The following is a 25411-nucleotide window of genomic DNA, read 5'->3' as shown; positions in this document are numbered from 1 at the left end:
TGTAGCGTCCGGGTCATGGGTAGAGCACTCGGCCTGGGAGAGCGCGGCGAGATCGACGTGACCCCTCAGAAGCGTGATGAGCAAGGGAAGTGGAAGCGCGCGGTCTCCGGTCGGAGCGCGGAGCGGTGGCGTGCGCGTTGCTACTACCGGGGCTTCGACGGTGTGCAGCGTGACCTGACCCGGGTGGCTCGCGTCAAGGGTGATGCAGTAGCTGCCCTGGAGGCAGCCTTCGCCGAACGACTGAACAGCGTCGGCGACGTCCCCATGACGCCCACGATGTCGCTGGTGGCTGCTGGGGAGGTATGGCTGGCCGGCATCCGCCGCACTGACTCGGGACTCGCTCCACGCACGGTGCAGGACTACGGGCGCACCTTCGCTCGGTACGTCGACAAAGCGGGCGCAAGTCTTCGAGGGCTCACGCTCACCGAGGCCAACAACCCGCAAAGGCTTCGCGCCTTCCTGCAGGGCGTAGCCGATCATCACGGAACCGGGGCCGCTCATGCGACCCGCTCCGTACTCATGGGCATCCTCAGCCTGGCCGTGAACAACGGCACGTTGCCGACCAACGCGCTGCGTCAGGTGGGAGTCGTCCGGTCGCAGGCTGCGAAGGCGCTGCGGGATGGGCGCGAACCCCGCGACACGACCCGCGCGTTCACCCGGGAACAGCGGGCCGCGCTGATCGAACACGCCGACAAGCTCGCCACGGCGGAGAACCTCCTGCCGCAGACGGCCCGGAAGCGTCAGGCCGTGGCAGACCTGGCGGCCTTCATGGCGTTCACTGGGGTTCGGATCACGGAGGCCCGCTCTGTCCGCTGGGAAGACTTCGACCTCTGGCCTGCCGACAGCGAGGCTCGGCCGAGTGTCCTGATCCGGGGCACGAAGTCGAAGACCTCGCGGCGGCGCCTTCCTCTCCCTCCTACTCTGGCCGCCCGACTGCGTCGGCGGGTGGAGCGAACCGGCGGGACCGGCTACGCGTTCGCGTCGCCGCACCTCACCGACGCGGAGCGCATGTGGGATCAGTCCAACTGCGCCAAGGCGTTGGCTTCGTTGTTCGCCGACGCGGGGTTGTCGTGGGCAGTGCCGCACACCTTCCGTCGTACTGTCGCCACGCTGCTGCATGAGGCCGGGGTTCCCCTCGTGCAAATCGCTGACCAGCTCGGTCATGCCGACCCCGCGATGACCGCCCGGGTGTACCTCGGGCGTGACCTCATGGGCGACCGCCATGCGGTGGCCGAGGCCCTTGACGGGTAACGGTTTTGGTAACGCGCTCAAACGTCCTGCAAGTCTCGACGCATCGCTGCAGGTCAACGCCCAGAAGGCGCGCCCGGCAGGACTCGAACCTGCGACCCAGTGCTTAGAAGGCACCTGCTCTATCCGCTGAGCTACGGGCGCTCGCGACCGATCATCGCACCGCCCCGCTCGCGGGGGACCGCGCCCGGGTGCGGGGTCGTCCACAAGGGGCAGGCGTGTCCACAGTTCCGGGAAAGGCCTGCTCCGGTCCCCGGCGGGCGGTGAGGGTCGACGGCACACCGGCACCGCGCCGGTCGCGCCACCCGGCGCAGCACCCTCCGAGGAGCACCGTGAACGACACCATCGTCACCGTCGTCGGCAACGTCGCCGACGACCTGCGCCGCAAGACCACGCAGAACGGCGCGGTGACCAACTTCCGCATGGCCTCCACCGCCCGCCGCTACGACTCCGGCAGCGGGCAGTACGTCGACTCCGGCACGTTCTGGATCGACGTGGAGTGCTGGAACACGCTGAGCGGCAACGTGTCCGCCTCGGTGAGCAAGGGCGACCCGGTCATCGTCCGGGGCGCGATCACCACGCACAGCTGGGACTCCGACACGGGTCGCCGGAGCAAGCCGCAGATCAAGGCCTTCGAGGTCGGCCACGACCTCACCCGGGGCAGGGCCGTGTTCCGGCGCGACCGGTCGGAGCGAGCCCTGGAGGGCAGGGATGGCGTCGACACCGCGACCGGTGAGCTGCACCCGGAGGCCGACGAACCGGCCGAGGCGTACCCGACGACCGAGGAGTTGCGGGCGGGACGGGACTACGTGGGGGACGACGAGACGTTGTCCTCGGTGGACGACCTCGATCCCTCGGAGGAGCCCGCGCACATCTAGTTGCCCGGGCTGGGAGGATCGGAGGCGAGAACGTACGGGGTGGGGTCGCGACCCGCGGCCCCGCCCCCGCTCGCGAGACGACGGAAGGCTCGGCAAGCCAGTGGCTCAGTACATCTACACGATGGTCCGCGCGCGCAAGGCGCACGGCGACAAGGTGATCCTCGACAACGTCACCCTGTCCTTCCTGCCCGGCGCGAAGATCGGCGTGGTCGGTCCCAACGGGGCCGGCAAGTCGACCGTGCTCCAGATCATGGCCGGCCTGCAGCAGCCCTCCAACGGTGACGCGACGCTCGCCCCCGACGCCACCGTCGGCATCCTGCTGCAGGAGCCGCCGCTGAACGAGGAGCTCGACGTCCGCGGCAACGTCGAGGAGGCGGTCAAGCCGCTCCGCGACGCCCTGCGCCGCTTCGAGGAGGTCAGCGCGGCGATGGGCGAGCCCGACGCCGACTTCGACGCGCTGATGGCCGAGCAGGGCGAGCTCATGGAGGTCATCGAGAACTCCGACGGTTGGGAGCTCGACGCCCGCATCGAGCAGGCGATGGACGCGCTGCGCTGCCCGCCGGGCGACGCCGACGTCACCGTGCTCTCCGGTGGTGAGCGCCGCCGTGTCGCGCTGTGCAAGCTGCTGCTCGAGGCGCCCGACCTGCTGCTGCTGGACGAGCCGACCAACCACCTCGACGCCGAGAGCGTGGCCTGGCTGGAGCAGCACCTGGAGAAGTACGCCGGCACCGTCGTCGCGGTCACCCACGACCGGTACTTCCTGGACAACGTGGCCCAGTGGATCCTCGAGCTCGACCGGGGCCGGGCGTACCCCTACGAGGGCAACTACTCCACCTACCTGGAGACCAAGGCCGCGCGCCTGCAGGTCGAAGGAGCCAAGGACGCCAAGCGGCAGAAGCGCCTCAAGGAGGAGCTGGAGTGGGTCCGCTCCGGCGCCAAGGCCCGCCAGGCCAAGAGCAAGGCGCGTCTGGCCCGCTACGAGGAGATGGCCGCCGAGGCCGAGAAGTTCCGCAAGCTGGACTTCGAGGAGATCCAGATCCCGCCGGGCCCGCGGCTGGGCAGCGTCGTGGTCGAGACGAAGAACCTCACCAAGGGCTTCGGCGACCGCGTCCTCATCGACGACCTGACCTTCACCCTCCCGCGCAACGGCATCGTCGGTGTCGTCGGCCCGAACGGCGTCGGCAAGACCACGCTGTTCAAGATGCTGGTCGGCGAGGAGAAGCCGGACGACGGCGAGATCAAGGTCGGCGAGACGGTGCAGCTCTCCTACGTGGAGCAGAACCGCAGCGGCATCGACCCGAAGAAGACCCTGTGGGAGGTCGTCTCCGACGGCCTCGACCACATCAAGGTCGGCAACGTCGAGATGCCCTCGCGCGCCTACGTCGCCGCGTTCGGGTTCAAGGGCCCGGACCAGCAGAAGCCGGCCGGGGTGCTCTCCGGCGGTGAGCGCAACCGGCTGAACCTGGCGCTGACCCTCAAGCAGGGCGGCAACCTGCTGCTGCTCGACGAGCCCACCAACGACCTCGACACGGAGACGCTGACCAGCCTCGAGGGCGCGCTGCTGGAGTTCCCCGGCTGCGCCGTCGTCGTCAGCCACGACCGGTGGTTCCTCGACCGCGTGGCGACGCACATCCTCGCCTACGAGGGCGACTCGAAGTGGTTCTGGTTCGAGGGCAACTTCGCCGACTACGAGAAGAACAAGGTCGAGCGGCTCGGCCCGGACGCGGCCCGTCCGCACCGCGCCACCTACCGCAAGCTCACCCGCGACTGAGGCCCTCTTCGGAGGCTCGGCCCGAGCTTGCGAGGGCCGAGGGGGAAGAGGGTCCTTCCGCCCGCTGCCCCACACGCCTCGCACGTTCGGTGCGGGTCCCCGCAGCGGGGCCGTTCCATCGCCGCACCCTCGGCCGGTCCGGAGCATCTGCCCGGACCGGCCGTCGGCGTTCCGGGGCGGGGACCGGGGACGTCCGGCTCCGTGCCCCCTGGTCCACCGCGCTCCGGCCTCCTAGCCTCGCGTCGTCCTCGTCGTGCACCGGCACGACCGCGATCCGCGGGGTGCGCATGGACTTGTTGGACCTGGCCCGGGCCGAACGCGAGGACCTCCGCGCGCTCCTGGTGGGTCTCGCCCCCGAGCAGTGGGCTGCCCCGTCCTTGTGCGAGGGCTGGTCGGTCCGCGACGTGGTGGCGCACGTGCTGAGCTACGAGGAGCTCGGCACACGGCAGCTGGCCGAGCGGTTCCTCCGCGGCCGCTTCACGGTGGACCGCACGAACGCCGTGGGGCTGCGCGAGTACGGCACCCGGACACCTGCTGAGCTGGTCCGGCTCCTGGACGACCACCTCACGCCCTCCGGGCTGACCGCCGGGATGGGCGGAGCCATCGCGCTGACCGACGGGATGATCCACCAGCAGGACATCCGCCGTCCCCTCGGTGTGCCCCGGTCCATCCCGGCCGAGCGGGTGGTGCCGGCGCTGCGGACCGCGCTGTTCGCCCCGACGCTGCTGGGGGTGCTCCGCGTGCGCGGCGTGCGGCTGGTGGCCACGGACGTCGACTGGACGTTCGGGCGCGGCCCCGAGGTCACGGGCACGGCTGAGGCGCTCCTCATGACCGTGGCCGGGCGCCGCGGTGTGGTCGGGGAACTGTCCGGACCCGGCCAGGAGCGGCTGGCCCGGCGCCTCCGCGGATGACCCCCGGCATCGGTTGCCGGCCACCGGCGTGTCAGCCGAACCCCTCGACGAAGCGGCGCTGCCACGGCGTCTCCACCGCGCGACGTCGGTAGCCGCGACGGACGAACGCCACGGCCCGGTCGGACGGGACGCCGTCCAGCACCGCGAGACAGGCCAGCGCCGTACCGGTGCGCCCGGTCCCGCCCCGGCAGGCGACCTCGACCCGACCATCGACGGTGCGTTCCAGCGCGGCCCGCAGTGCCTCCCGCAGCGCCGCCGGGTCGGCCGGCAGCGAGAAGTCGCGCCAGCGCACCCAGCGGCTCTCCCACGGGACGCGGGGCCGGCGACCGCCCAGGTAGACCCCGAACGTCGGCTGCGGCCCCGCTGCCACCCGCCGGAGCGACCTCCCGCGGACGCGCCGCCCCGAGGGGAGCGTCAGCACGCCCGGCGCATCCGCCGCCCACGGCTCCACATCGACGACGCTAGATCCCCGGTGCCCCCCGATGCAGCCGCCCCGGCACGGCTCGCCCGTCGGCGTAGGGCAGGGTGGCGGCGTGAGGCACACGGTGCACGTCCCCATGCGCTGGTCGGACATGGACGCCTACCAGCACATCAACAACGTCGCCTTCCTCGGCTACTTCGAGATGGCGCGGGTCAACCTCTTCTTCGAGCAGCCGACGCACGACGAGAGCACCGGCATGCGCCGCGGGCTCGTCGTCGCATCGCACGAGATCGCCTACAAGCGGTCGGTCGTCTACGACGCCGAGCCCCTCGAGGTGCAGGTCTGGGTGTCCGGCATCCGCGCCGCAGCGTTCACCTGCCACTACGAGCTCTTCGACCACGGGGCGCTCGCCGTCACGGGCAGCACGCTGCTCGTGCCGTTCGACTTCGCCCTGAACCGGCCCCGCCGGATCACCGCGGAGGAGAAGGAGTTCCTCGCCCGCTGGACCGACGAGCCCGCCGGCACCTGAGCTCCCACGCACCCGGGAGCTCGGCGAGGAGCAGGTCGACGGACGCTCTGCCTCTGCTCCCCGTGGCACTCAGAGGCAGAGCGCAGGCGAAGACCCGTGGCGGTCGGCGGGTCAGCCGTTGACGACCCGGGGCACGGGGCGGTCGGCACCTGTCGGCGCACCGCGGCGGGCGGCCTCCTCCTCCGGGACCGGCCGCACGACGGCGCCCTCGGCGATCACCGCGCCCCCGAACACGGCCGCGTTGATGCCGCCGCGGTGCACCATCGCCTTCACCAGCTTGAGCCCGGTCAGCCGCTCCAGGTGCGTGCACGGCGGGCAGCGCTTCATCCCGAACAGCAGTGCGTCGCCCACCGCGAACCACCGGCCCACCAGCGAGGACAGGTCCACGCCGGTGGTCACCAGGTTCCGCCGGGTGTCCGCGGTCGAGAACGCGCCGCCCATCTCGGCGGCCACGGCGGCGACGTCGTCCCGGTCGATCAGCGTCAGCTGCTTCTCCAGGTCCGGGTACTGCGCCCACGTGCCGCCGCCCAGGGCGTAGCGGTCGCCGTCCAGCCCCATCCCCGGCACCAGCCGTGCCGACGGCCTCCGGCTCATGGGTCCCGCGGCCGCGGGCGTCGTCCAGATCTCCAGCAGCGAACCGGTGTGCACGGGGGCCTCCACGGGGTCAGGCGGCGGCAGCGGGGGAGCGGCGTCCCCGGGCCGGGGGGACGTCGTCGGCGCCGCGGGCGTCCAGCGCCTCGCTGACGGTGTGCGCCATCTGCAGCAGCTGCACCAGCAGCGGGGCCACCGTCGTCCGCACGCCCCGGATCCCGCGCGCCGACCCGCCGCGTGCCGCTTGCGCCTCCCGGATGCGCGCGGCGCGCTCGGCCAGCACCGGGATGAACCGCAGCGCCATCGACACGACCAGCCCGATCCGCGCGGGACGCACGCCGACCACCCGCAGCGGGGCGCACAGCCGCTCGATCACGGCCACCATCTCGGTCACCCGCGTCGTCGCCGTCACCACGCCGGCGGCCAGCACCAGGGTCAGCAACCGCAGGACGGTGACCGCGGCGGTGGTCGGGTCGCTGAACACGGTGTGGAAGACCAGCAGGCCGACCAGCCACCACAGCACCGTGCGCGCCTGCCGGGCCAGCGCCGCCGCCGGCACGCGCGCGAGTCCGATGCCGACGGCGAGCACGCCCAGCAGAGCGCCGGCGACCACGGGCACCGTCGGCACGACGAACAGGGCGACCGCGAGGGCCGCCAGCGTGAGCAGCTTCGCGCCCGCGGGCAGCCGGTGCACCGGGCTGCGGCGGGGCACGTACAGGGCGAGGGTCATCGGTGCTCCATCAGCGCCCGGTAGGCCGCGATCGCCACCCGCGGGGCGGCGTCCTCCACGATCCGGCCGCCGTCGACGACGAGCACCCGGTCGAAGCCGTCGAGCAGGTCCAGCTGGTGGGTGACCACGACCACCTGCTGCTCCAGCTCGTCGATCACGCGGGCGACGCGCCGGGCGTTGACCAGGTCCAGCAGCGTCGTCGGCTCGTCGAACACCACGCGGGCGGGCCGCATGACCAGCACTCCGGCGATCGCCAGCAGCTGCTTCTGCCCGCCGGAGAGCAGGTGCGCGGGGTGGTCGGCGTGCCCGGCCAGCCCGTACCGCGCCAGCACCTCGGCGACCCGCGCCGCCCGCTCGGCGGCCGGCACGCCCTGGTTCTCCAGCCCGTAGGCGGCGTCCTCGGCGACGGTGGGATGGACGATCTGCGCGTCGGGGTCCTGGAAGACGAAGCCCACGCGGCGGCGGACCTCGCGCACGGAGCTGCGGGTGTCCAGGCCGTCGACCAGCACCTGCCCGGACGTCGGCACGACCAGCCCGTTGAGCAACCGGGCGAAGGTGCTCTTGCCCGAGCCGTTGGCGCCGACGACGCCGATGCGCGCCTCGGTCAGGTGCAGGTCGACGTCGCTCAGCACGGCGCGGTCGCCGTAGCGGTGCGAGACGCCCCGCAGCTCGATCCCGCGGGCCGGGTCGGCGACGGCGTCGGCCCGCGGCTCCGACCTGCGGAACCTCACCGGCCGGCGAGCGCCCGCTGCGGTCGGTCGATCACCGGGTAGCTGCGGCGCACCTGGACGGCGATCGCCGCGGCGATGAACGCCTTGGCCGCGTCGCCGGGCAGGAACGGCAGGGCGCCGGAGACGATCGCCGCGCCCAGCGACAGGTTGCCGACGGCGGCGAGCACCGGCACGCCGATCAGGTAGATGACGACCATGCCGCCGACGATGTTGAACAGCACGCCCCAGGCGACGTTGTAGCGGGCCCAGAACCGCTCGGTCAGCCAGCCGGTGGCGAACGCGGCGAACGGCCAGCTGATCAGGTAGCCGGCGGTCGGGCCGGCGAAGACGGCGAGGCCGCCGCTGCCACTGGCCAGCAGCGGCAGGCCGATCGCGACCAGCACCAGGAACAGCAGCACGGCCAGGAAGCCGCGGCGGGCACCCAGCACGCTGCCGGCGAGCATCACGCCGAGCGTCTGCGCGGTGATCGGGACCGGGCCGATGTTCACGGCGGGCAGGGTGCCCAGCACGGCGATGATCGCCGCGAAGAGAGCGATGTAGGCCAGGTCCCGGGTCTTCATGTCAGCTCCTGCATCGGACCGGTAGGTGGGCGCCGCCGGCCCGGCGTCGCCTGCGGCAAGGTACCCGAGCGCCGCGGGGCGCCCGGGCACCGGCCGGTCGGCTCAGGCCTGCAGCCACACCGCGGCGTCGTCGGGCAGCTTGCCGTCGTCGACCGGCGCGCTGCTCAGCAGCACCCGGCCCTCGGGCAGCGGCAGGGGGGCGCCGGACAGGTTGACCAGGCAGACCAGCCCGCCGGGACGCCGGAAGGCGACGCAACGGTCGGGTGACTGCAACCACTGCAGATCCTCGCCGTGGAACAGCGGGGACGAGGCGCGCAGGGCGAGCGCGCTTCGGTACAGCGACAGCATCGAACCGTCGTCCGTGCGCTGGGCCTCGGCCGTCAGGGACGCCCAGCCGTCGGGCATGGGCAGCCAGGTATCGGCCGCGGACGAGAAGCCGTAGGGCGGCTCGGTACCCGACCACGGCACCGGGATGCGGCAGGCGTCGCGCCCGCGCTCGGTGCCGCCCGAGCGGAACCACATGGGGTCCTGCAGCACCTCGTCGGGCAGGTCGACGTCGGGCATGCCGAGCTCGTCGCCGTTGTACAGGTAGGCCGCTCCCGGCAGGGCCAGCTGCAGCAGCGCGGCCGCGCGGGCTCGCCGGGTGCCGACCTCCCCGCCGCCGTACCGGGTCACGTGCCGCGGGCGGTCGTGGTTGGACAGCACCCAGCACGCGGGCGCCGGTGTGCCCTCGACCGCGGCGAGGGAGTGGGTGATCGCGTCGCGCAGCCCGTCCGGCGTCCACTCGGCGGTGAGCAGCTTGAAGTTGAACGCCAGCTGCAGCTCGTCCTCGCGCAGGTACTGGGCCAGCCGGTCGTCGTCGGAGACCCACACCTCACCGACGGCCATGGTGCCCGGGTACTGGTCGAGCACCGCCCGGATGCGGCGGTGCACCACGTGCACGCCGTCCTGGTCGAACCGGTGGTCGCCGGGGCCGTGGTCGTCGAGCAGCCCGGTGTCGTCCATGGGGACCATGTCGGGCAGCCCGTCCGGCTTGGCCATGCCGTGGGCGACGTCGATCCGGAAGCCGTCGACCCCGCGGTCGAGCCAGAAGCGCATCGTCTCCTCGAGGTCGGCCACGACCTCGGGGTTCGCGAAGTTCAGGTCCGGCTGCTCGGGGGCGAAGATGTGCAGGTACCACTGCCCGTCGGGCACCCGGGTCCACGCCGGGCCACCGAACACCGACGGCCAGTTGTTCGGCGGCTCGCTGCCGTCGGGCCCGCGCCCGTCGCGGAACAGGTAGCGCGCCCGCTCCGGGGACCCGGGGCCGGCGGCCAGCGCCGCCTGGAACCACTCGCGCTCGTGGGAGCTGTGGTTGGGCACCAGGTCGATGGTGACCCGCAGGCCGAGGGCGTGGGCCTCGCCGAGCATCGCGTCGAACTCCGGCAGGTCCCCGAAGACGGGCTCGACGTCCCGGGGGTGGGCGACGTCGTAGCCGTGGTCGGCCATCGGCGAGGGGAAGAAGGGCGTGATCCACAGGGCGTCGACGCCCAGGTCGCGCAGGTACGGCAGGCGCGACCGCAGGCCGGCCAGGTCGCCGACGCCGTCGCCGTTCCCGTCGGCGAAGCTGCGGATGTAGACCTGGTAGAAGACCGCTTCGCGCCACCAGTCGGCGCCGGGGCGCAGGGTGCGTGCGGCCTCCTGCAGGGGCCCGCCGCGAGCGGGCGAGTGGTGGGGGGCAGGGGGTCCTTCAGCCGGGCTCACCGGGCTCCTCGATGTCGGTACGTGCAGTGTCGGTGCGCGCTCGCGTCCCCGGACGGGGACCGGCGGGAGCCGGGGATCAGCCCTCGGCGTCGGCGGGGAAGCGGTTCTGCATGCTGCGGGCGGCCATCTCCAGGTAACCCCACAGCGTCGCGTCCTGCTCGGGCGGGAGCCCGAGGGAGTCGACGGCGTCGCGCATGTGGGTGAGCCAGGCGTCCCGCTCCACCGGGCCGATGGCGAAGGGCGCGTGCCGCATCCGCAGCCGCGGGTGCCCGCGCTGCTCGGAGTAGGTCGTCGGCCCGCCCCAGTACTGCTCGAGGAAGCCACGCAGCCGCGTCTCGGCGCCCTCCCAGTCGTCCTGGGGGTACAGCGGCTGCAGCACGGGGTCGGTGCGGACGGCGGCGTAGAAGCGCTGCACCAGCCGGCGGAAGGTCTCCTCGCCCCCGACCTCGTCGTAGAAGGTCCGCCCCGACGGCAGGGACCGCCTCGACTCGCTCATGCTCCGGTAGCCCCCTCGGCCTCGACCACGACGTCCGCCCGGTTCCGCGTCCGCCGATAGGCCCTCAGCGCCGGGGCGACCGCGATCATTCCGAGGGCGCCCGAGAGGGCCACGACGACAGCCGGGCTGAGCCCCTCGGCGGCCAGGCCGGCGGCGAGCGCGCCGATGCCCTGCACCCCGGCCAGCCCGCTGGCCGCGACCCCGAACGCGCGCCCGCGGTAGGCGCTGGGCACCGCCTGCACGAAGGCGACGTTGAGCGGGATGGACCAGGCGGCGCCGAGCCCCGAGAGGAAGAGCATCCCGACCAGGATCCAGAACGGCACCGCCCCCGGGCCGGCCACCGCCGCGACCACGCCGCCGACCAGCACCGGGGCGAGGGAGACCAGTACCAGCGGGGCGACGAGCCGCTCCCGTCGCGCCGGCGGGACCAGGCGCGCGATGACCAGCCCGCCGATGGTGACCCCCAGCGGGTTGGCCGCGAGCAGGATGCCGACCGCCGTCGCGCCCTGGCCGAGCGAGTCCACCAGTGGCGCGGCGATCCCCTCGGAGGCGTAGACGAAGCCCGTGGTGACCCAGAGGACGGCGACGATCGCCAGCAGGCGGGGGCTGCGCCGGATGAACCGCAGGCCGTCCGAGGCGTCGCGCCACAGCGATCCGGGCGCGCCGGCGCCGTCGGTCGCCGGCGCCGGCCGGGGCTTCAGCCGGGCCCACAACCAGACGGCGGAGACGACGAACGTGGCCGCGTCGATCAGCAGCGCGGCGGAGGGGTTGAGCACCGCCACGAGCGCGCCGCCGGCGAGGAAGCCGGCCACCTGGGCCAGCTGCAGCGTGATCCCGGTGAGCGAGGTGGCGACGGCGTACCGGTCGCCGTCGAGCACGTCGGCCATGAGCGCCGACCGCGCCGACTCGAACGGGGGCGCGCACAGGCCGACCACGAACAGGAGGCCGAGCAGGAGCGGCAGCGGCATGCCCGGGATCGCCATCAGGGCCACCAGCCCGGCTCGGGCGAGGTCCGTGGCGATGAGCACCCGGTGGCGCGGCAGCCGGTCGGCGAACGCCGACAGCAGCGGCCCGCCGAGCAGCCAGGGCAGGTGGCTGATGGCGAAGGTGAGGGCGGCCAGCAGCGGGGAGTCGGTGCGCGCGTAGACCAGCACGGTCAGCGCCACCCGGGCCAGCTCGTCGCCGGCCGCGGACAGCAGGTAGGTGCCGAACAACGGCCGGAACTCGCGGACGGCGAAGACCTCGCGGAACGTGGCCTGCCGGACGGTGGCGTCGTCGCCGGGGTCGTCCGGTGCCTCGGCGCTCAGCTGAGCCCCGTTCCCGCAGCCCACGAGCCGCCGCGGTCGGCGGCGGCCGGTCCGGCGTCAGCGCCGAGCACGGTCGGTGATCCGGTCATTACCGGAATCATTTCAGGCGCAACGCGTGCCGTCAGCATCGTCGAATGGGCGTGTCCATCCCGTTACCGATCGCCTGGTGATCCGGGAAGTCCCGTGTGCGCCGCCAGGAACGCCAGCTGGTCGGCCGCGAGCCCCACGGTCCGGCTGACCGCACGCGCGCCGTGGCCGACGGAGGTCTCCCGCCGCAGCACGATCGGGGCGTCCGCCGAGGTGGCGTGCTGCAGCGCGGCGGCGAGCTTCCGGCCGTGCAGCGGATCGACGCGGGTGTCGGACTCGAACGTCGTCACGAGCACCGCCGGGTACGCCGTGCCCGGGCGCACCGCGTGGTACGGGGAGTAGCTCAGCAACCACCCCAGCTGCACCGGGTCGTCGGCGGTGCCGTACTCGTCGTTCCAGGTGCGGCCGAGGCCGAAGCGCTCGTACCGCACCATGTCCAGCAGGGGGGCGCTGCAGACGACGGCGGCGGCGAGCTCGGGCCGCTGGGTCAGCGTGGCGCCCACGAGCAGGCCGCCGTTCGACCCGCCCATGACCGCCAGCTGCGGGTGCGTCGTCCACCCCTCGGCCACCAGGTGCTCCGCGGCGGCGGCGAAGTCGTCGAACACGTTCTGCTTGCGCTCCCGCATCCCGGCGCGGTGCCACTCCTCGCCGTGCTCCGACCCGCCGCGCAGGTTGGCCACCACCCAGACGCCGCCCGCGGCGACCCAGGCGAGGGCCTGTGCCGTGTAGGCCGGGGTGAGCGAGACGTTGAACCCGCCGTAGCCGTAGAGGACCGTGGGGCGGGGGCGGTCGGGTGCACCGGTGCCCGAGAGCACGAACAGGTGCACGGGCGTGCCGTCCTTCGACCGCGCGTGCGTCTCGACGACGGTCAGCGGTGGCACGTCGCCGGCGACATCCGCCTGCTCCCAGGCCTCGAGCCCACCGGGGGCGGTGGCGTCCCAGCGCAGCACCGACGGCGGCGTCGCGTAGTCGGTGTAGCCGACCCACGCGGTGGTGCCGCCCTCGGGCGGTGCACTCAGCCCCGAGATGCTGCCGGGGCCCGGCGGCGCCACCTCGGTGATCCGGCCGCCGCCGTCCCCCGCCCAGAGCGAGAGCCGGTCGGTGGCGTCCACGGCGTGCACCGCCAGCACCTGCAGGTCGCCGTCGGGCGCATCGACGAGCGCGACGTCGGAGAGCACCGCGCCCTCCTGCTGCGGGACGACGTCGGTCCACGCCGCCGGCGCCCAGGTGGCCGGGTCCTCGGGGTCGGCGACCGCGAGCCGCCAGCGCGGGGCGTCGCGGTCGGAGAGCAGGTACAGCCGGCCGTCGCGCGCGACCCACGCGGCGGTCTGGGCGTCGACGCCGCGCTGCAGCTCGCGCAGGTCGCCGGACCCGCCCAGGTCGGCCAGCCAGACGTCGTCGCGCGGGGCGGTGCCCGCCGACGCCGAGACGACCAGCCAGCGCCCGTCCGCGCTGGTGCGGACCCCGTAGTAGTTGGTGGGGTCCAGGGTGGGTGGGTCGAAGGTGTCGCCGTGCACGAGCAGGTCGCCGGACGGGTCGGCGCCGACGCGGTGGCGCCACACCCGGCGGTGGTACTGCTCCTCGCCCGCCGGCACCTGGTCCGGCGGAAGCCGGCGGACGTAGAACAGCTCCTCGCCACCGGGCAGCCAGCCGACGGGGGAGTAGCGGCACCGGTCGATCGGGCCGTCCAGCAGCTCACCGGTGTTCACGTCGAGCACGTACAGCCGCGACTCCTCGTCGCCACCGGTGGAGAGCTGGTAGGCCAGCCGGTCGCCCTCCCAGGAGGGCGACCACGCGTCGAGCGTCGTCGTCCCCTCCGGGTCGAGCTCCATCGGGTCGACGAGCACCCGCACGGTGCCGTCGGCCTCCCGCACCCGGAGCACGCCGTGCTCCTGGCCCGGGTCGCGGCGGGTCGAGAAGGCCCGCCCGCCGCGCCACACCGGCACGCCGACGGCGCCCGCCCGCACCAGCTCCCCGAGCCGCGCGGCGAACCGATCACGGGCCGGGAGCGCACCGAGCACCTCGGCGGCCAGCCCGTCCTGCGCCGCCGACCACTCCCGCGTGCGCGGGTCCGCGGGGTCCTCGAGCCAGCGGTAGGGGTCGGCGATGCGGTGGCCGTGCAGCTCCTCGACCAGGTCCAGGCGCGGGGCCTCCGGGTAACGCATGGCCGGAACGCTAGTGGCGGGCACCGACATCCGCCGGGGCCGCGGGGATTTCCAGTGCGCCGAGCGGCGGTCCTCGGGTCAGAATGGGGCTGCCCGCGGGTCGCGCAGCACCCGACGGTCCGGGGCGTCCGGAGGTGATCCGTGCCGCGTTCCGCGCCCGGGTCGACGTCGGCGGGTCACCCAGGCCCGCGTCGCGACCCCGTCCCGCCGCTCGTCCCCCTGCCCGCGCCCGCCACCACGGGGGCCACTCTGCTGCTGAACGCGACCTACGAGCCGTTGTGCGTCGTCTCCAGCCGGCGGGCGATCGTGCTGGTGCTCACCGGGAAGGCCGAGCCGGTCGACGTCACCGCCGACGTCGTCCACGCCGAGCGCCTGAGCCTGCCCGTGCCCGTGGTCGTGCGGCTCACCCGCTACGTCCGGGTGCCCTATCCCGCGTCGGTCCCGCTGTCGCGCCGGGCCGTGTTCACCCGCGACGGGCAGACCTGCGTGTACTGCGGCGGCTCGGCCACCAGCATCGACCACGTGGTGCCGCGCAGCCGCGGCGGCACTCACACGTGGGACAACGTGGTGGCCGCCTGCCGCCGGTGCAACCACACCAAGGCCGATCGCTCGCTGGCCGAGCTCGGCTGGAAGCTGCCGCGCCCGCCCAGCACGCCGAGCGGCGCGGCCTGGCGGCTGCTCGGGCACCGCACCGTCGACCCCCGGTGGCGGGAGTGGCTCGGCGTCCCGGAGAGCGTCAGCGCGTGAACGACGCTCGCCGGCTGTGGGCGCTCGCCGAGCCGCTGCACGCGCTCACGTACTTCGCCCCGGAGTCGCAGGCCGCGGCGGCCGAGGTCGGCCTGCGCGGGTTCTGGAACGGCTACTTCGCCTTCCGCGCGGCGCCCCTGGGCCCGGTCGGCGCCGAGGTGGTGACGGCGACGTTCGTCAACTTCGAGCCGTCCTTCGTCGCCCGCCGGGTCCCCGGCGTGTGGACGACGGTCACCCCGGCCGCCGCGCTGGCGGCGCGGCTGAGCGGGGTCGACGCCGCCGTCCGCCGCGTGCTGGGGCAGGAGTGGGTCGGTTCGTCCGCGGCGATCGAGGCGATGGAGCTGGCCGCCACCGCGGCCGCCGCCGTCGACCCGCCCGGGCGTCCGCTCGCCGCGGCGAACGCCGGGCTGACCGTGCCCCCGGAGCCGCACCTGGTGCTCTGGCAGGCGCTCACCACGCTGCGGGAGCACCGCGGGGACGGCCACACCGCCGTCCTGCTGGCCCACGAGGTCGACGGCCTGGGCAGCCACGTGCTGGCCGCCGCGGCCGGTCGCGCCGACCGGGCGTGGCTGCAGAAGGCGCGCGGCTGGGACGACCCGGCGTGGGAGGGAGCGGCGGCAGCGCTGGCCGACCGCGGGTGGCTGGCCGGCGACCGGCTCACCGCTGCCGGGCAGGACGCGGTCGCCGGGATCGAGGCCGACACCGACCGCCTGGCCGCCGGTCCCTGGCGGGCGCTCGGGGAGTCCGGGTGCCGGCGACTGGCCGAGCTGCTCGACCCGCTGCGGCGTGCCGTCGTGGACGCCGGGGACTGGCCGGCGGGCAACCCGATCGGCGTCCCCGAACCGGGGGACTAGCGTCCGGGAGCGTGACCCAGCTGCACGACCTCACCGCACTGGAGCAGGCCGCCGCCGTCCGGTCGGGGGAGGTGAGCCCCACCGAGCTCGTGGCTCACGCGCTGTCGCGGATCGACGCCCACGACACCGGCCTGGGCGCCTTCGTCACCGTCACGCCGGAGCGGGCCCACGCCGCCGCGGCCGCGGCCGAGGCCCGGTTGCGGGAGGGCGGCGACCTGCCTCCGCTGCTGGGGGTGCCCACCGCGATCAAGGACCTGAACAACACCGCGGGTGTCCGGACGACGTTCGGCTCCGCGGCGCTCGCCGACTTCGTGCCCGCCGTCGACGACGCGGTGGTCACCCGGCTGGCCGCCGCGGGCACCATCAGCGTGGGCAAGACGAACACGCCCGAGTTCGGCTTCCCCTGCTACACCGACAACGACCTGGTCGGGCCGGCCCGGTGCCCCTGGGACACCTCCCGGCTCGCCGGCGGCTCCAGCGGGGGAGCGGCGGTCGCCGTCGCCGCCGGCTTCCTGCCCTTCGCGCAGGGCAGCGACGGCGGTGGTTCCATCCGCATCCCCGCCAGCATCAACGGCCTGGTCGGCATCAAGCCGACCCGCGGCCGGATCAGCAACGCCCCCTACGGCAGCGAGGTGACCGGGCTGGGCACCAGCGGTCCGCTGGCCCGCACCGTGCGCGACGCGGCCGCGATGCTCGACGCGATGGCCGGGCCCGAGATCGGTGATCCGTTCTGGGCCCCGCCGCTGCCGGCCGGTGAGACCTTCCTCGGCTGGGCCGACCGGGAGCCGGGCCGGCTGCGCATCGGGCGATACACCGAGTCGGCCATGCCCGGGGCAGAGCTGGAACCGGAGGTGGCCGGGGCCTTCGACGACGCCGCGCGGCTGCTGGCGGACCTGGGCCACGACGTCGAGGACGTGCCCACCGGCCTGCTCGACGCCGCGGTGCTGCCGTCCTTCGAGCGGGTCTGGGCGCTGAGCGCGACCACCCTGCCGGTCCCACCCGGGCGCGAGGAGCTGCTGAAGCCGCTGACCCGCTGGATGCAGGACCGGGGCCTCGCGCTGTCGGCTCGGGACGCGATGGAGGCGATGTTCGCCCTCCGCGCCTTCTCCCGGCAGTTCCTGCGCGCGACCGCCGGCTACGACGTGCTGCTCGCCCCGGTGCTCACGATGACCCCCCGACCGATCGGCTGGTTCGGCGAGGACGGCGAGGGCGGGCCGGACTTCGAGCGGCAGAAGCGCTACGCCGCGTTCACCGCGCTGTTCAACGTCACCGGGCAGCCCGCGGTCAGCGTCCCGCTGCACTGGACGGCCGACGACCTGCCGATCGGCACCATGCTCGTCGGCCGCCCCGCTGACGAGGCCACCCTCGTCGCGCTCTCCGCCCAGCTGGAGGCAGCCCGCCCGTGGCACCACCGGCGCCCCGCCGTCTGGGCCGACAGCCGATGAGGGCGACCGCCTCCCGGTAAGTTGTCGGGTGTGACCGTCGCCGAGACCCTCCTCGTCTACGCCGCCATCCCGCTCGCCGTCGTGCTGGTGCTGGCGTTGCTGACCCTGAAGCCCGGCAGCGGCCGGCGTACCCGGTACAAGCCGGGCCAGCCCTGGAACCACGCGCCCGTCTGGTACGAGCCGCACCCCGCGCACGTCGGTGGCCACGGCCCCGCGCCGGCGCACGGCCCGGCCGCCGTCCCGGGCGGCGGCACCGCCGCCCTGGGCTCGTCGATGTACCCGGAGCAGCCGGGCGAGCGCGCCCTCGACGCGAAGGCCGGGGCGGGCCCCGAGGTGGGCGTCGGCACCGGTGGCGCGCACGCCGCCGGCACGAACCCCGCCCACAGCCCGAAGCCGGCCGGCCCGCTGGGCGGCGCCCGCGGGACCTGGTGACGGACCCCCGGTGACTGTTCCCGACGTTCCGACGACCTGCCCCGGAGGCCGGCCATGACCAGCGTGTTCGAAGTCGATTCCCACGACACCGCCACCGAGGCGACCCTCCCGGCGCGCACCGACGAAGGCCGGCTCGACGAGGTGTTCAGCTTCCGGGAGCTGGCCCGCCTCGACGAGGCGCTCACCATGTCCTCCCGCGAGACCGGGCTGCGCTTCACCCTCTACGTGGGTGAGCTGCGCACGCCGACCCGCGCGCACGCCGAGGAGCTACACGCCCGCTCGGGCGAGAACCCCTCCGACGCGGTGCTGATCGCCGTCTCGCCGGGGCAGCGCGTGGTGGAGGTGGTCACCGGTGCCGGGGCCGCGCGCCGGCTGCCCGACCGCGCCTGTGCCCTGGCGGTGCTCTCCATGACCAGCGCCTTCGCCAACGGCGACCTGGTCGGCGGCATCGTCAACGGGCTGCGCCAGCTCTCCGACCAGGCCGGGCACCCCTCGGGGCTCCGCCCCCGCTGAACGACGACGAAGGCGCCGCACCCCCTCGGGAGTGCGGCGCCTTCGTCATGTCCACGGCTCCCTGTTGATCAGGTGACCTGATCACTAGGGGTCCTGGCTCACGACCGATGCTGAGCCAGGACCCCTAACGATCAGGTGACCCGATCATCAAGCGGCGGCGGGGCAGCGACGACGAGGCCGGCGGCCACCACTGGTGACCGCCGGCCTCGTCGTCCGCGGGTCAGTGCCCGGCGTCGGCGTCCCGCTCGCGGGCACGCAGTGCCCGGGCGATGCCGTCGCGGCCCTCGAACACCAGCCGGCGCAGCGCCGGCGGCTGCTCGGCGTCGGCGAGCCAGGCATCGGCCGCCGCGATGGTGCGCGGCTCCACCACCGGCGGGAACAGGTACTGCACGGCGTTCTTGGCGATCTCGCCGGGCCGGCGGTCCCACAGCGGCCGGATGTCGGCGAAGTAGCGGCCGACGTAGCCGGCGGTCAGCTCCCGCTGGGCCGGGTGCCAGAAGCCCTGCAGCATCGCCTCGTGGACGGCGTTGGGCACCGACTCGTCGGTGAACGCCTGCTGCCAGGTCTGCTCCTTCGACACCGCCGTCGGGCGCAGCGCCCGCGCCGTCGCGGTGCGCCGGATGCCGGTCGCGGTGGCGTCCCGCTCGGCCTCGGCGTCGATCTCCGCGTCGCCGGCCGCGCCGATGGCGACCAGCCCGTGCAGGAACGCCCAGCGCGCGTCGGCGTCGACGACCAGCCCCTCGTAGCTGCGCGAGCCGTCGAGCAGGCCGCGCAGCGCCGCCGCGTGCTCCTCGGTGCGCGCGGCGCTGGCCAGCGTGCGCGACCACAGCAGCTGCTGGTCGCTCCCGGCCGGCGCGGCCTCCAGCGCGGCGAGCGCGTGGTCGGCCAGCTGGGCCCAGCCGGTCGGCGCCCACGCCGGGTCGGCGTAGGAGGACAGGGCGCTCTGCACCCGCGCCAGCAGCGACTGGATGACGCTGCTCTCGGTCTCGGCGCCGATGCCGGCCAGCACCAGCTGCACCCACTCGCGGGCCGGCAGCTCGGCGTCGCGGGTCATGTCCCAGGCCGCCGACCAGCACAGTGCGCGCGGCAGCGGGTCGGGGATCGCGCCGATCCGCGTGCGCAGGGTGGCCAGCGAGCGCTCGTCGAGCCGCAGCTTGGCGTAGGTGAGGTCGTCGTCGTTGACCAGCACCAGGTCCGCGGCCGGGTGGCCGACGAGCTCGGGCACCTCGGTGCGGGCGCCGGCGACGTCCAGCTCCACCCGGTGGGTGCGGGTGAGCCCCTCGGGGCCCTCGCTGTAGAGGCCCACGGCCAGCCGGTGGTTGCGCAGCACCGGGTGCTCGGTCACCGCCGTCTGCTCGATGGCGAAGCTGGTGTACCGGCCGTCGTCGCTGAGCTCGAACACCGGCCGCAGCGTGTTGACCTGGCTGGTGCGCAGCCACTGGTCGGCCCACTCCGACAGGTCGCGGCCGGAGCTCTCCGACAGCGGCCCCAGCAGGTCGGCCAGCGTGGTGTTGCCGTACTCGTGCCGGCGGAAGTAGCGCTGCACGCCGGCGAGGAACTCGTCGCGGCCCACGTAGGCGACCAGCTGCTTGAGCACCGAGGCGCCCTTGGCGTAGGTGATGCCGTCGAAGTTGACCTCGACCGCTGCGACGTCGGGGATGTCGGCGGCGATCGGGTGGGTCGAGGGCAGCTGGTCCTGTGCGTAGGCCCACGCCTTCTCGGTGTTGGCGAACGTCGTCCACGCCGTCCGGTACTCGGTGGCCTCGGCCTGGCACAGGGTGCTGATGTAGGTGGCGAAGGACTCGTTGAGCCACAGGTCGTCCCACCAGCGCATGGTCACGAGGTCGCCGAACCACATGTGCCCGAGCTCGTGCAGGATCGTCTCCGCGCGCCGCTCGTAGCGGGCCCGGCTGACCTTCGACCGGAAGACGTAGTCCTCCAGGAACGTGACCGCCCCGGCGTTCTCCATCGCGCCGGCGTTGAACTCCGGCACGAACAGCTGGTCGTACTTGTCGAACGGGTACGGGTAGTCGAACACCCGGTGGTAGAAGTCGAAGCCCTGCTTGGTCACCCGGAAGATCTCCTCCGGGTCGAGGTACTGGGCCAGCGACGCTCGGCAGTACAGCCCCAGCGGGATGCCCTCGTGCAGGTCGGTGACCCTGGCGTAGGGGCCGGCGATGAGCGCCACCAGGTAGGTGGAGATGCGCTTGGTGGGCGCGAAGTGGGCCAGCTGCGAGCCGCCCTCGCCCGCCTCGATCGTGCGGTCGCCGGTGTTGGAGATGACCTGCCAGTCGAAGGGCGCGGTCACGTGCATCGTGAACGTGGCCTTGAGGTCGGGCTGGTCGAAGCAGGTGAACATCCGCTTCGCGTCGGCCGGCTCGAACTGGGTGTAGAGGTAGACCTGCCCGTCCTCGGGGTCGAGGAAGCGGTGCAGGCCCTCGCCGGTGTTGGAGTACCGGCAGTCCGCCGTCACCACCAGCGTGTTCGACTCGGCGAGGCCGGGCAGCGGCAGCCCGCCCTCCTCGGTGTAGGAGTTCACGTCGAGCTCGGTGCCGTTCAGCGTCGCGGAGTGCACCGTCTCCGCGACCAGGTCGATGAAGGTGTCCGCGCCCGGCCGGCGGCAGGCGAACTCGACGGTCGTCGTCGAGCGGAACGTGCGCTCGCCGGGGTGCCCGGCGCCGTCGGTGACGTCGAGGGCGATGTCGTAGCTCTGGACGGCGAGGAGCTCCGCGCGGGCGGCGGCATCAGTGCGGGTCAGGTTGGGTACGGCCACGCCGGAGAGCTTGTCATGCGGGGACGACGGTGCGCCCGCCGTCTGCCGGTCGGCGGCCCGCGGCAGGGAACAACCACCCCTCGGCGGGGCTTGCCTGCGGGAGACGGCCCGGGCGCTCGGCGCCCCGGGCACCCGAGCGAGGAGCAAGGAGCAAGGATGACCGAGGCAGTGCAGAGCGCCCCCACGAAGGCCCGCGTCGACTTCTGGTTCGACCCGCTGTGCCCCTGGGCCTGGCTGACCAGCCGCTGGGTGCTGGAGGCGGCCAAGGTGCGCGACATCGACCTGCACTGGCACGTCATGTCGCTGGCGGTGCTCAACCGCGGGCGCGACCTGCCGGAGGAGTACCAGGAGATGATGGCCAAGGCCTGGGGTCCGGTGCGGGTGGCGATGGCCGCGGCGCAGCAGCACGGTGACGAGGTGCTCGGCGACCTCTACACCGCGATGGGGACCCTGCGGCACCACGAGGAGCTCGAGCTCGACGAGCTCATCGCGCCGGCCCTGGAGCGGGTCGGGCTGCCGGCGTCGCTGGCCGAAGCCGCCGGCTCCACCGAGTACGACGAGGCCCTGGAGAAGAGCCACCACGCGGGCATGGACCCGGTCGGCGACGACGTCGGCACGCCGGTCATGCACATCGACGGCGTGGCGTTCTTCGGGCCGGTGATCAGCAAGGTGCCGACCGGTGAGGACGCCGGCAAGGCCTTCGACGGGGCCGTCCTGCTGGCGAACCTGCCCGACTTCTGGGAGCTCAAGCGCACCCGCACCTCGGGCCCGGACATGGACTCCGTGCCGGCCGACGCCCTGAAGCTCACCCGGTAAGGACCCCCCCTCGTCCTTGCACGCTCGGGACGAGCCTCTGGACGGGGGCCGTTCCGATGAGTTCCGGGTGGGGGTGCGGCATGCTGTCGGGATGCCGCACCCCACCCGCCAGCGCATCTTCATCTCCGGCGCCAGCTCCGGCCTCGGCGAGGGCATGGCCCGCCGGTTCGCCGCCATGGGGCGCGACCTCGCCCTGTGCGCCCGCCGCGTCGAGCGGCTGGAGGCGCTGCAGGCCGAGCTGCGGGCGGCGCACCCGGGCATCCGGGTCGAGGTCGCCGCGATGGACGTCGACGACGCCGCCTCGGTGCCGACCGTCTTCGCGGAGCTGGCCGAGCGGCTGGGCGGCTTCGACCGCGTGATCGTCAACGCCGGCATCGGCAAGGGCGTGTCCGTGGGCACCGGCGGGGCGGCGCAGAACCGCGCCGTCCTGCACACCAACGTGCTCGGCTCGCATGCGCAGTGCGAGGCGGCGATGGAGCTGTTCCGCCGCCAGGGCATGGGCCACCTGGTGCTCATCTCCTCGGTCGCCTCCGTGCGCGGCATGCCGGGCAGCCGCACCGCCTACGGGGCCAGCAAGGCGGCGCTCAACTCGCTCGCCGAGGGCATCCGCTCCGACGTGTACGGCTCGCGGATCGTCGTCTCCACGATCCTGCCCGGCTACATCGCCACCGACATCAACGTCGGCCGCCGCGGCCCGCTCACCGTTGGCCTGGACAAGGGCGTCGACGCGCTGACCGCAGCGGTGGAACGGGAGCCGGTCACGGCCTACGTGCCGGGCTGGCCCTGGACGGCGGTCGCACGGCTGCTGCGGGTGCTGCCGCTGTCGGTGGTCCGCCGCGTCACCGGCTCGTGAGCCTCACCAGCTGATCTCCATCGGCCGGCCCCGGGCGTCGGGCTCGTCACCGCCGACGGTTTCCGCACTCCCCGCCGCGATCCGCCGGGCCGACCAGGCCGCGGCGCAGGCGTCCAGGGCGTCGACGGCGGGCAGCCGCGGCGGTGCCTCGGCCAGCGCGCGGTCGACGTCCATCACCGGGCGCAGGGCGGCCAGCCGCTGCGCCAGCCCCCGGGCGGTGGCCTTCGGGTCGCGCACCCGGTCGTCGAGCGCCCGGAACGCCAGCTCGGGGTGGACCTCGTGCACCCGCGGGTCGGGCGGGTCGCCGAGGGCCTCGTCCAGCGAGCGGATCGACGGCACGAGGAACCAGGCCTGCTTCGACAGCGCCTTCCCGGACACCGCCACCGAGATCCGGCAGGCGTCGGCGTAGTCGGCGGCGCCCAGCACCGGCCGCAGCGGTGCGGGGAAGACGGAGCTGCCGGCCCGGCCGAGCAGCCGCCGGGCGGCGACGTCGCACACGCGTGGCCGGTTCTCCGCCAGCCCGATCGGCATGTCGACCGCGACGACGTCCACCCCGGGCAGGGCGAGGGCGGCCGGGGCGTCGGGGAGGGCCAGCAGTGTCACCGCGCCGTCGTCCAGCAGCGCCCCGGCCCAGGCGCCGCGCCAGCCGTCCAGCCCGAGCACAGCCACGCCGGCGAGCCTGTCAGACTCCCCGGCATGCGCGTCTTCATCGGCACCGACCACGCGGGCCTGGAGTTCAAGGAGCACCTCAAGCGGGCGCTGGCGGAGGCCGGCCACGAGCCGGTCGACTGCGGCGCGTTCGAGTACGACGCGCAGGACGACTACCCACCGTTCTGCTTCGAGGTGGGGGAGCGGACGGTGGCCGAGCCGGGGTCGCTCGGCGTGGTCATCGGCGGCTCCGGCAACGGCGAGCAGATCGCGGCGAACAAGGTTCCCGGCGTCCGGGCCGCTCTGGTGTGGAACACCGCGACCGCCCAGCTGGCCCGCCAGCACAACAACGCCAACGTCGTCTCCATCGGCGCCCGCCAGCACAGCGACGACGAGGCCACGGCGCTGGTGCTGGAGTTCCTCGGGACGGAGTTCAGCGGCGACGAGCGGCACGTGCGCCGGATCGGGCTGATCAGCGACTACGAGCGAGACCGGCACCGTCCCGCGGGCGGGCTGCCCACGCGCACCCAGCACCCGTGACGCGGCCGGCCGGAACGGCGACGCCGCCCGGCTGATCCCGTCTCGCGAGGGCGGCTCTGCATGACTATGCAGCGTCGTGCATACTTGCCCTCGTGTCCAAGGTGCTCACCTCCCTGCCCGTCGGCGAACGCGTCGGCATCGCCTTCTCCGGTGGTCTCGACACCTCCGTAGCGGTCGCGTGGATGCGCGACAAGGGCGCCGTCCCCTGCACCTACACCGCCGACATCGGGCAGTACGACGAGCCGGACATCGCCTCGGTCCCGGGCCGCGCGACGGCCTACGGCGCCGAGCTCGCCCGGCTGGTCGACTGCCGCGCCGCGCTGGTCGAGGAGGGCCTGGCCGCGCTCACCTGCGGTGCCTTCCACATCCGCTCCGGTGGGCGCAGCTACTTCAACACCACCCCGCTGGGCCGCGCGGTCACCGGCACCCTGCTCGTGCGGGCGATGCTCGAGGACGACGTCCAGATCTGGGGCGACGGCTCGACCTACAAGGGCAACGACATCGAGCGGTTCTACCGCTACGGCCTGCTGGCCAATCCAGGGCTGCGGATCTACAAGCCGTGGCTGGACGCCGACTTCGTCGCCGAGCTCGGTGGCCGCAAGGAGATGTCGGAGTGGCTGGTCGCCCACGGCCTGCCCTACCGCGACAGCGCAGAGAAGGCCTACTCCACCGACGCCAACATCTGGGGCGCCACCCACGAGGCCAAGACGCTGGAGCACCTGGACACCGGCATCGAGACCGTCGAGCCGATCATGGGCGTGCGGTTCTGGGACCCGGCCGTCGAGATCGCGCCGGAGACGGTCACGGTCGGCTTCGAGCAGGGCCGGCCGGTCACGATCAACGGGCGGGAGTTCGACTCCGCCGTCGACCTGGTGAACGAGGCCAACGCGATCGGCGGCCGGCACGGCCTCGGCATGTCCGACCAGATCGAGAACCGGATCATCGAGGCGAAGAGCCGCGGCATCTACGAGGCGCCGGGCATGGCGCTGCTGCACATCGCCTACGAGCGGCTGGTCAACGCCATCCACAACGAGGACACCCTCGCCACCTACCACTCCGAGGGCCGCCGCCTGGGCCGGCTGATGTACGAGGGCCGCTGGCTGGACCCCCAGGCGCTCATGCTCCGGGAGTCGCTGCAGCGGTGGGTCGGCATGGCGGTCACCGGCGAGGTCCGGCTGCGGCTGCGGCGCGGGGAGGACTACTCGATCCTCGACACCGCCGGCCCGTCCTTCAGCTACCACCCGGACAAGCTGTCGATGGAGCGCACGTCGGACTCCGCGTTCGGCCCGGTGGACCGGATCGGCCAGCTCACCATGCGGAACCTGGACATCGCCGACTCGCGCGCCCGGCTGGAGCAGTACGCGCGGATCGGCATGGTCGGGGGCGGGCCGACCCCGGTGGCCGTCGGTGCGGCGCAGGCCGCGGCGACCGGGCTGATCGACGCCTCCCAGGAGGGCGGCGCCGAGGCGATCGCCTCCCGCGGCAAGGTGTCGGCGCACGACGAGCTGCTGGACCGGGCCGCGATGGAGTCCGGCACCGACTGAAGAAGGACCTCGTCCTCCCCACCGCTCGCACGCTCGCGGAGGGTCCCGGGACGAGGCCTGACCGTCCTCCCCACCGCT

Annotated in this window: 25 protein-coding genes and 1 tRNA gene; 14 read left to right on the top strand and 12 right to left on the bottom strand. The window is 73.9% G+C overall.

Features of this window, described 5'->3' with window-relative positions; all coding sequences use genetic code 11:
- The first annotated feature begins 15 nt into the window (after positions 1 to 15).
- Positions 16 to 1251, top strand: coding sequence for a tyrosine-type recombinase/integrase (locus ACI8AP_RS02245; RefSeq protein WP_456587695.1), 1236 nt, complete (start codon positions 16 to 18; stop codon positions 1249 to 1251).
- 68 nt (positions 1252 to 1319) lie between these two features.
- Here ACI8AP_RS02245 and ACI8AP_RS02240 read toward each other — a convergent pair.
- Positions 1320 to 1392, bottom strand: a tRNA-Arg gene (locus ACI8AP_RS02240).
- 188 nt (positions 1393 to 1580) lie between these two features.
- On the opposite strand from ACI8AP_RS02240, the gene ACI8AP_RS02235 reads away from it, so the two are divergent.
- From ACI8AP_RS02235 to ACI8AP_RS02225, 3 genes are all read left to right on the top strand, one after another.
- Entirely contained in the window at positions 1581 to 2126 is a 546-nt protein-coding gene (locus tag ACI8AP_RS02235) for a single-stranded DNA-binding protein (RefSeq protein WP_456587694.1), read from the top strand.
- A 100-nt stretch (positions 2127 to 2226) separates the two neighbouring features.
- Positions 2227 to 3897, top strand: coding sequence for an energy-dependent translational throttle protein EttA (gene ettA, locus ACI8AP_RS02230; protein ID WP_456587693.1), 1671 nt, complete (start codon positions 2227 to 2229; stop codon positions 3895 to 3897).
- 287 nt (positions 3898 to 4184) lie between these two features.
- On the top strand, positions 4185 to 4808 hold the full coding sequence (locus ACI8AP_RS02225) for a maleylpyruvate isomerase family mycothiol-dependent enzyme (RefSeq protein ID WP_456587692.1): 624 nt from the start codon (positions 4185 to 4187) through the stop codon (positions 4806 to 4808).
- A 31-nt stretch (positions 4809 to 4839) separates the two neighbouring features.
- Here the strand turns inward: ACI8AP_RS02225 and ACI8AP_RS02220 are convergent, their stop codons facing one another.
- Positions 4840 to 5178, bottom strand: coding sequence for a protein-tyrosine phosphatase family protein (locus tag ACI8AP_RS02220; protein WP_456587691.1), 339 nt, complete (start codon positions 5176 to 5178; stop codon positions 4840 to 4842).
- Between the two features lie 163 nt (positions 5179 to 5341).
- On the opposite strand from ACI8AP_RS02220, the gene ACI8AP_RS02215 reads away from it, so the two are divergent.
- Positions 5342 to 5758, top strand: a complete 417-nt coding sequence (locus ACI8AP_RS02215) for an acyl-CoA thioesterase (protein WP_456587690.1) — start codon at positions 5342 to 5344, stop codon at positions 5756 to 5758.
- A 111-nt stretch (positions 5759 to 5869) separates the two neighbouring features.
- Here the strand turns inward: ACI8AP_RS02215 and ACI8AP_RS02210 are convergent, their stop codons facing one another.
- The 8 genes from ACI8AP_RS02210 to ACI8AP_RS02175 all read right to left on the bottom strand — a co-directional run bounded on the left by ACI8AP_RS02210 (position 5870) and on the right by ACI8AP_RS02175 (position 14168).
- A complete protein-coding gene (locus ACI8AP_RS02210; RefSeq protein WP_456587689.1) occupies positions 5870 to 6406 on the bottom strand; it encodes an MOSC domain-containing protein in 537 nt (178 codons plus the stop codon).
- A gap of 16 nt (positions 6407 to 6422) precedes the next feature.
- Positions 6423 to 7079: an energy-coupling factor transporter transmembrane component T family protein gene (locus ACI8AP_RS02205; RefSeq protein ID WP_456587688.1), complete on the bottom strand. Its 657-nt coding sequence runs from the start codon at positions 7077 to 7079 to the stop codon at positions 6423 to 6425.
- Positions 7076 to 7810 carry an energy-coupling factor ABC transporter ATP-binding protein gene (locus ACI8AP_RS02200; RefSeq protein ID WP_456587687.1) on the bottom strand — a complete coding sequence of 245 codons (735 nt, stop codon included), beginning with the start codon at positions 7808 to 7810 and terminating at the stop codon, positions 7076 to 7078. Before ACI8AP_RS02200 ends, ACI8AP_RS02205 begins: the two co-directional genes overlap by 4 nt.
- Positions 7807 to 8370, bottom strand: a complete 564-nt coding sequence (locus ACI8AP_RS02195) for a biotin transporter BioY (protein ID WP_456587686.1) — start codon at positions 8368 to 8370, stop codon at positions 7807 to 7809. The genes ACI8AP_RS02200 and ACI8AP_RS02195 overlap by 4 nt, the downstream gene beginning before the upstream one ends.
- Before the next feature lie 102 nt (positions 8371 to 8472).
- Entirely contained in the window at positions 8473 to 10113 is a 1641-nt protein-coding gene (locus tag ACI8AP_RS02190; protein WP_456587685.1) for a glycoside hydrolase family 13 protein, read from the bottom strand.
- 76 nt (positions 10114 to 10189) lie between these two features.
- The gene (locus tag ACI8AP_RS02185) at positions 10190 to 10609 is read right to left on the bottom strand and encodes a globin (RefSeq protein ID WP_456587684.1); all 420 of its coding nucleotides are present in this window, start codon (positions 10607 to 10609) and stop codon (positions 10190 to 10192) included.
- Positions 10606 to 11940, bottom strand: a complete 1335-nt coding sequence (locus tag ACI8AP_RS02180; RefSeq protein WP_456587683.1) for an MFS transporter — start codon at positions 11938 to 11940, stop codon at positions 10606 to 10608. Before ACI8AP_RS02180 ends, ACI8AP_RS02185 begins: the two co-directional genes overlap by 4 nt.
- A gap of 128 nt (positions 11941 to 12068) precedes the next feature.
- The gene (locus tag ACI8AP_RS02175; protein ID WP_456587682.1) at positions 12069 to 14168 is read right to left on the bottom strand and encodes a prolyl oligopeptidase family serine peptidase; all 2100 of its coding nucleotides are present in this window, start codon (positions 14166 to 14168) and stop codon (positions 12069 to 12071) included.
- Positions 14169 to 14309: 141 nt separating this feature from the next.
- Between ACI8AP_RS02175 and ACI8AP_RS02170 the strand changes: the two genes are divergently transcribed.
- Genes ACI8AP_RS02170 through ACI8AP_RS02150 form a run of 5 tightly spaced genes read left to right on the top strand, consistent with a single transcriptional unit; the run spans position 14310 to position 18159 of the window.
- Positions 14310 to 14915 carry an HNH endonuclease gene (locus ACI8AP_RS02170; RefSeq protein ID WP_456587681.1) on the top strand — a complete coding sequence of 202 codons (606 nt, stop codon included), beginning with the start codon at positions 14310 to 14312 and terminating at the stop codon, positions 14913 to 14915.
- Positions 14912 to 15769 carry an SCO6745 family protein gene (locus ACI8AP_RS02165; RefSeq protein WP_456587680.1) on the top strand — a complete coding sequence of 286 codons (858 nt, stop codon included), beginning with the start codon at positions 14912 to 14914 and terminating at the stop codon, positions 15767 to 15769. Before ACI8AP_RS02170 ends, ACI8AP_RS02165 begins: the two co-directional genes overlap by 4 nt.
- 11 nt (positions 15770 to 15780) lie before the next feature.
- Positions 15781 to 17214, top strand: coding sequence for an amidase (locus tag ACI8AP_RS02160; protein WP_456587679.1), 1434 nt, complete (start codon positions 15781 to 15783; stop codon positions 17212 to 17214).
- 30 nt (positions 17215 to 17244) lie between these two features.
- On the top strand, positions 17245 to 17646 hold the full coding sequence (gene ctaJ / locus ACI8AP_RS02155; RefSeq protein WP_456587678.1) for an aa3-type cytochrome oxidase subunit CtaJ: 402 nt from the start codon (positions 17245 to 17247) through the stop codon (positions 17644 to 17646).
- A gap of 54 nt (positions 17647 to 17700) precedes the next feature.
- On the top strand, positions 17701 to 18159 hold the full coding sequence (locus ACI8AP_RS02150; RefSeq protein ID WP_456587677.1) for a DUF5130 family protein: 459 nt from the start codon (positions 17701 to 17703) through the stop codon (positions 18157 to 18159).
- 220 nt (positions 18160 to 18379) lie between these two features.
- Here the strand turns inward: ACI8AP_RS02150 and pepN are convergent, their stop codons facing one another.
- Positions 18380 to 20932: an aminopeptidase N gene (gene pepN / locus ACI8AP_RS02145; RefSeq protein ID WP_456587676.1), complete on the bottom strand. Its 2553-nt coding sequence runs from the start codon at positions 20930 to 20932 to the stop codon at positions 18380 to 18382.
- Between the two features lie 156 nt (positions 20933 to 21088).
- Between pepN and ACI8AP_RS02140 the strand changes: the two genes are divergently transcribed.
- Complete coding sequence (locus tag ACI8AP_RS02140; protein WP_456587675.1) at positions 21089 to 21748, top strand: mycothiol-dependent nitroreductase Rv2466c family protein; 660 nt, start codon at positions 21089 to 21091, stop codon at positions 21746 to 21748.
- 91 nt (positions 21749 to 21839) lie between these two features.
- The gene (locus ACI8AP_RS02135; RefSeq protein ID WP_456587674.1) at positions 21840 to 22601 is read left to right on the top strand and encodes an SDR family oxidoreductase; all 762 of its coding nucleotides are present in this window, start codon (positions 21840 to 21842) and stop codon (positions 22599 to 22601) included.
- Between the two features lie 3 nt (positions 22602 to 22604).
- Here the strand turns inward: ACI8AP_RS02135 and ACI8AP_RS02130 are convergent, their stop codons facing one another.
- On the bottom strand, positions 22605 to 23270 hold the full coding sequence (locus tag ACI8AP_RS02130; protein ID WP_456587673.1) for a DUF429 domain-containing protein: 666 nt from the start codon (positions 23268 to 23270) through the stop codon (positions 22605 to 22607).
- 27 nt (positions 23271 to 23297) lie between these two features.
- Between ACI8AP_RS02130 and ACI8AP_RS02125 the strand changes: the two genes are divergently transcribed.
- Positions 23298 to 23789, top strand: coding sequence for a ribose-5-phosphate isomerase (locus ACI8AP_RS02125; protein ID WP_456587672.1), 492 nt, complete (start codon positions 23298 to 23300; stop codon positions 23787 to 23789).
- Between the two features lie 92 nt (positions 23790 to 23881).
- Positions 23882 to 25333, top strand: coding sequence for an argininosuccinate synthase (gene argG, locus ACI8AP_RS02120; RefSeq protein ID WP_456587671.1), 1452 nt, complete (start codon positions 23882 to 23884; stop codon positions 25331 to 25333).
- The last annotated feature ends 78 nt before the right edge of the window (positions 25334 to 25411 follow it).

This window comes from Blastococcus sp. SYSU DS1021, from assembly GCF_054050995.1.
Note: the sequence above shows the minus strand (reverse complement) of the source record. Positions and strands in the feature narration are given on the sequence as shown.

Coding starts and splice junctions, on each gene's coding strand:
- ACI8AP_RS02205 (WP_456587688.1), bottom strand. CDS start 7,079: ATGACCCTCGCCCTGTACGTGCCCCGCCGCAGCCCGGTGCACCGGCTG.
- ACI8AP_RS02245 (WP_456587695.1), top strand. CDS start 16: ATGGGTAGAGCACTCGGCCTGGGAGAGCGCGGCGAGATCGACGTGACC.
- ACI8AP_RS02150 (WP_456587677.1), top strand. CDS start 17,701: ATGACCAGCGTGTTCGAAGTCGATTCCCACGACACCGCCACCGAGGCG.
- ACI8AP_RS02140 (WP_456587675.1), top strand. CDS start 21,089: ATGACCGAGGCAGTGCAGAGCGCCCCCACGAAGGCCCGCGTCGACTTC.
- ACI8AP_RS02135 (WP_456587674.1), top strand. CDS start 21,840: ATGCCGCACCCCACCCGCCAGCGCATCTTCATCTCCGGCGCCAGCTCC.
- ACI8AP_RS02185 (WP_456587684.1), bottom strand. CDS start 10,609: ATGAGCGAGTCGAGGCGGTCCCTGCCGTCGGGGCGGACCTTCTACGAC.
- ACI8AP_RS02195 (WP_456587686.1), bottom strand. CDS start 8,370: ATGAAGACCCGGGACCTGGCCTACATCGCTCTCTTCGCGGCGATCATC.
- ACI8AP_RS02175 (WP_456587682.1), bottom strand. CDS start 14,168: ATGCGTTACCCGGAGGCCCCGCGCCTGGACCTGGTCGAGGAGCTGCAC.
- ACI8AP_RS02125 (WP_456587672.1), top strand. CDS start 23,298: ATGCGCGTCTTCATCGGCACCGACCACGCGGGCCTGGAGTTCAAGGAG.
- ACI8AP_RS02225 (WP_456587692.1), top strand. CDS start 4,185: ATGGACTTGTTGGACCTGGCCCGGGCCGAACGCGAGGACCTCCGCGCG.